At 40.0% G+C, this 2,769-nt stretch carries 10 protein-coding genes; all 10 read right to left on the bottom strand.

The window, feature by feature from the left end; translation table 11 throughout:
- A partial coding sequence (locus KI343_RS19695) for a hypothetical protein (protein ID WP_212928105.1) occupies positions 1-232 on the bottom strand: 232 nt, incomplete at its 3' end.
- Between the two features lie 107 nt (positions 233-339).
- On the bottom strand, positions 340-606 hold the full coding sequence (locus KI343_RS19690) for a hypothetical protein (RefSeq protein ID WP_212928104.1): 267 nt from the start codon (positions 604-606) through the stop codon (positions 340-342).
- Positions 593-1,009 carry a YopX family protein gene (locus KI343_RS19685; protein WP_212928103.1) on the bottom strand — a complete coding sequence of 139 codons (417 nt, stop codon included), beginning with the start codon at positions 1,007-1,009 and terminating at the stop codon, positions 593-595. The genes KI343_RS19690 and KI343_RS19685 overlap by 14 nt, the downstream gene beginning before the upstream one ends.
- Positions 1,006-1,395: a YopX family protein gene (locus tag KI343_RS19680; RefSeq protein ID WP_212928102.1), complete on the bottom strand. Its 390-nt coding sequence runs from the start codon at positions 1,393-1,395 to the stop codon at positions 1,006-1,008. The genes KI343_RS19685 and KI343_RS19680 overlap by 4 nt, the downstream gene beginning before the upstream one ends.
- Before the next feature lie 12 nt (positions 1,396-1,407).
- A complete protein-coding gene (locus tag KI343_RS19675) occupies positions 1,408-1,605 on the bottom strand; it encodes a hypothetical protein (protein WP_212928101.1) in 198 nt (65 codons plus the stop codon).
- Positions 1,602-1,763, bottom strand: a complete 162-nt coding sequence (locus tag KI343_RS19670) for a hypothetical protein (RefSeq protein WP_212928100.1) — start codon at positions 1,761-1,763, stop codon at positions 1,602-1,604. Before KI343_RS19670 ends, KI343_RS19675 begins: the two co-directional genes overlap by 4 nt.
- Positions 1,760-1,954, bottom strand: a complete 195-nt coding sequence (locus KI343_RS19665; protein ID WP_212928099.1) for a hypothetical protein — start codon at positions 1,952-1,954, stop codon at positions 1,760-1,762. Before KI343_RS19665 ends, KI343_RS19670 begins: the two co-directional genes overlap by 4 nt.
- A gap of 2 nt (positions 1,955-1,956) precedes the next feature.
- Entirely contained in the window at positions 1,957-2,196 is a 240-nt protein-coding gene (locus KI343_RS19660; protein ID WP_212928098.1) for a hypothetical protein, read from the bottom strand.
- Positions 2,193-2,363 (bottom strand): DUF6011 domain-containing protein, encoded by a 171-nt coding sequence (locus tag KI343_RS19655; protein WP_212928106.1) that lies wholly within the window; start codon positions 2,361-2,363, stop codon positions 2,193-2,195. The genes KI343_RS19660 and KI343_RS19655 overlap by 4 nt, the downstream gene beginning before the upstream one ends.
- On the bottom strand, positions 2,360-2,769 hold a 410-nt coding region (locus tag KI343_RS19650), incomplete at its 5' end, for a P-loop NTPase family protein (protein ID WP_483874255.1). The genes KI343_RS19655 and KI343_RS19650, both read right to left, overlap by 4 nt.

Below are 2,769 nucleotides of genomic sequence, written 5' to 3'. Positions count from 1 at the left end.
GTTCTCCCTCACCCTCCATCATCTGTCTGTTGTGCTCCTGCCACGTCTTATCTAGCAAAGCATCATAACTTGTCTTAATCTGTGCATAATCATCGTGCAGCTGCATATAATCGTGATATAGCTCGTCGTAAGCGTCGCGCTCATATTTAATCGTTAGCGCCATGTAAATGTTCGACATGATAGCTGCAGCTAGCAAGATACATAATGCAGCGTCTAATATTTGTTGTTTCATGCAATCCTCCTTTTTGATTGTTTAAGAGCCTTGTGAGAAGTTTTATAACTCACAAATATATTTAGTCTCGAATCTATTAAACTCTTTAAATAAGTTATCCCTTGTTGCTAATTTCCATATCTATAAGCTATCGGTCTAGTTAACCTATCTTCTTTAGCTAATTCCATAAGAGCAAACAGAATTTCGTCCCATGGACGTCCTTCTTGTTCCACTAAATCCTCAAACCTGATGCCGCCGTTCCAATCTTTCTCGATTTTGTCCAATTGACTTTCATCAATCCCAAATTCCGCATCTTTGTGCATTATTCTCGCGTTTCCAGTTTGCCGGAGCATCGGTATTGTTCTGCCGGACGTCTTGAACTTAACTACTCCCATTTGTTGCACCTTCTAGTAAGTGTTGATGTTCGAATGTATTTCCGATGATTTCTATACTCGCGATTTCATTCAAATCAGAAAGCAAAATGCTGGCATCTTCTCCGTTCGGGTATTTACTTTCTGCGACCCAACTTAATTCTTCATCAGACCATATGATTTTGTTTATTTTGTTTCTTAAATTACTGACTACATCACCCTCAAAAATCTCAACGCCGTTCTTATCTTTCAGGCCAGTATATTGACCAATTGATTCTGGAAATACTTCATACGTGCCATGCGGAGTATACAAATGCCATTCAATTTTCCCGTCGACATAATCAATATCCATGACCCCGAACCCATGCAGCCATTGATCATATAGCATTTTTTCTTTTGCATATCCCCTAAACTTAATCTCTCTCATGACTTCACCCTCACCAACTCTGGATTCTCGTAAATGTTGCCGATGATTTCGCACTTATCACTATTGATTGAAGTCCCCATACCTTTTAATCTGTAACCAGTGTATTGTTCATTCCATTTAATGACAGACTTACGTTTATACTGTTCTCCGCCTAGCACAAGACCGCCACTGTAATCGTTATGAATGACAATATCCCCTTCATAAATCTCCTGGCCGTTCTTATCTTTCAAGCCTGTGTATTGCATGTAGGTTATATCCGCAAGACTGTTGTGTTTTCCTGCAAAATTATCGTTTATTCTCCCTCCGACAAATTCGATGTCATAGTTCATCCAAGATGTATTTGTTGCTTTACTGATTACCCAGGCTCTAAACTTAAATTCCCGCATCACGCATACCTCCTAATTGGCATCAAAATACATTTTAAAATCTTTACTACATCCGTCGTCCCAGCCGTGATTACCACAATTAATTGTGTAGGTTTGCCCGCATTCGGTTAATCCGTCTTCAATCCACTCTCTTCCACAATGTGGACACTCAACCCGGACGCCTAATTCAACTACTTCCGTATCGTTATACGTCCTGTATATCTCTTTCATCCGGTATACCTCCTAAGATATTCTCTGGTTTCTTCCGCATTTGGCACTGCCTTATCCCCGACAGCGCTCTTGTTATCACGCATCCAGTTGGCAAATTTAGTTGCCGTTTGCTCGTCCGTGTCTTTTGGGTCAAAGATCATTACTGATTTCATGTTCATAGCAATTTACCCGCCAATGCTAATTTACTGGCGATTTCCTCGAGGGATTCTTTAACAAAAATTCCTTCTCGACTACTGAATCCAATAAGAGCCTTTTCGCCACCTGCTCCTTCAGCAGGTTCAATACCCTCAATTTGGTTTATATTCACGAGTACCTTCTCTCCATTTCTTGCTATCAATTCAATAAACATGCTCATTCCTCCAATAATGATTTAAGATCGTTTTTCATAATTTCAAATCCCTTTGAGTGACCAACAATTTCAAATTTCTCACTGTCCTTAAAGGTGGACTTGTAGTATTGTCCTTTTCGCAACTTTCCGTTTGCTAGCTCCAAAACATTGACATATCTACCGCTAGTACCTAAATAAATGCAAAATCGTGTAGGATTGTTTTCACCAGCCCAGTGGTTCCTGATGATTGTTCCTTTCCTCATGATGCTTCCTCCACTTCATCAATCGTGATTTGATTCTTAAGAATTTCTTCCTCCGCCTGCTCCTGCAGATGCTTTTTATAACAGACAGGTCCAAATTGACGATCAATGCTCTTTTGGTCTTTTAGCTTTCGATTACAACGTCCGCATAGTGTGATTTCTTGTGTCATTGTCCACTAGCTCTCCTTTCATACTCTTCTACCGATATCCCCATCGCTTTTGCTAGAGCTTGTGATTTCCTGTAATTCATCGCTCTATTAAACACACAATTGTTGTTTCCGATGATGCGCCACCATGTCCGCCCTTTATCATCAAGCTTGTATGCAGTAGCATCACTTTCAAATTCTTTTGGAGTTAAATTGGATGTGTACCAGATTGGCTTGTTAGCGCGCTCTCTGCCGTTAATGATCTGGAACATCCAATCTTTCTCTTCATCGTTTAAACGTTGGCTACTCAAGAAGTCATCCCAAATGAGTAAGTCAGCATCTAAACAAGCGCCCATAATCTCGTGAAAAGACTCTTCATTTTTGAAATTCTTTGTAGCTAGCAATCTACTAAACAAGTCCTTTTCAGTAA

The organism is Oceanobacillus sp. J11TS1 (genome assembly GCF_018333215.1).
In the GTDB taxonomy this organism is placed as follows: domain Bacteria; phylum Bacillota; class Bacilli; order Bacillales; family Amphibacillaceae; genus Oceanobacillus.
The sequence above is the reverse complement of the archived record's forward strand: the minus strand, read 5'-3'. Positions and strand labels throughout refer to the sequence as shown.

What these genes read in the sequence shown, in the direction of transcription:
- KI343_RS19690 (WP_212928104.1), bottom strand. Translation starts at nt 606, where the DNA reads ATGGGAGTAGTTAAGTTCAAGACGTCCGGCAGAACAATACCGATGCTC.
- KI343_RS19685 (WP_212928103.1), bottom strand. Translation starts at nt 1,009, where the DNA reads ATGAGAGAGATTAAGTTTAGGGGATATGCAAAAGAAAAAATGCTATAT.
- KI343_RS19680 (WP_212928102.1), bottom strand. Translation starts at nt 1,395, where the DNA reads ATGCGGGAATTTAAGTTTAGAGCCTGGGTAATCAGTAAAGCAACAAAT.
- KI343_RS19675 (WP_212928101.1), bottom strand. Translation starts at nt 1,605, where the DNA reads ATGAAAGAGATATACAGGACGTATAACGATACGGAAGTAGTTGAATTA.
- KI343_RS19670 (WP_212928100.1), bottom strand. Translation starts at nt 1,763, where the DNA reads ATGAACATGAAATCAGTAATGATCTTTGACCCAAAAGACACGGACGAG.
- KI343_RS19665 (WP_212928099.1), bottom strand. Translation starts at nt 1,954, where the DNA reads ATGTTTATTGAATTGATAGCAAGAAATGGAGAGAAGGTACTCGTGAAT.
- KI343_RS19660 (WP_212928098.1), bottom strand. Translation starts at nt 2,196, where the DNA reads ATGAGGAAAGGAACAATCATCAGGAACCACTGGGCTGGTGAAAACAAT.
- KI343_RS19655 (WP_212928106.1), bottom strand. Translation starts at nt 2,363, where the DNA reads ATGACACAAGAAATCACACTATGCGGACGTTGTAATCGAAAGCTAAAA.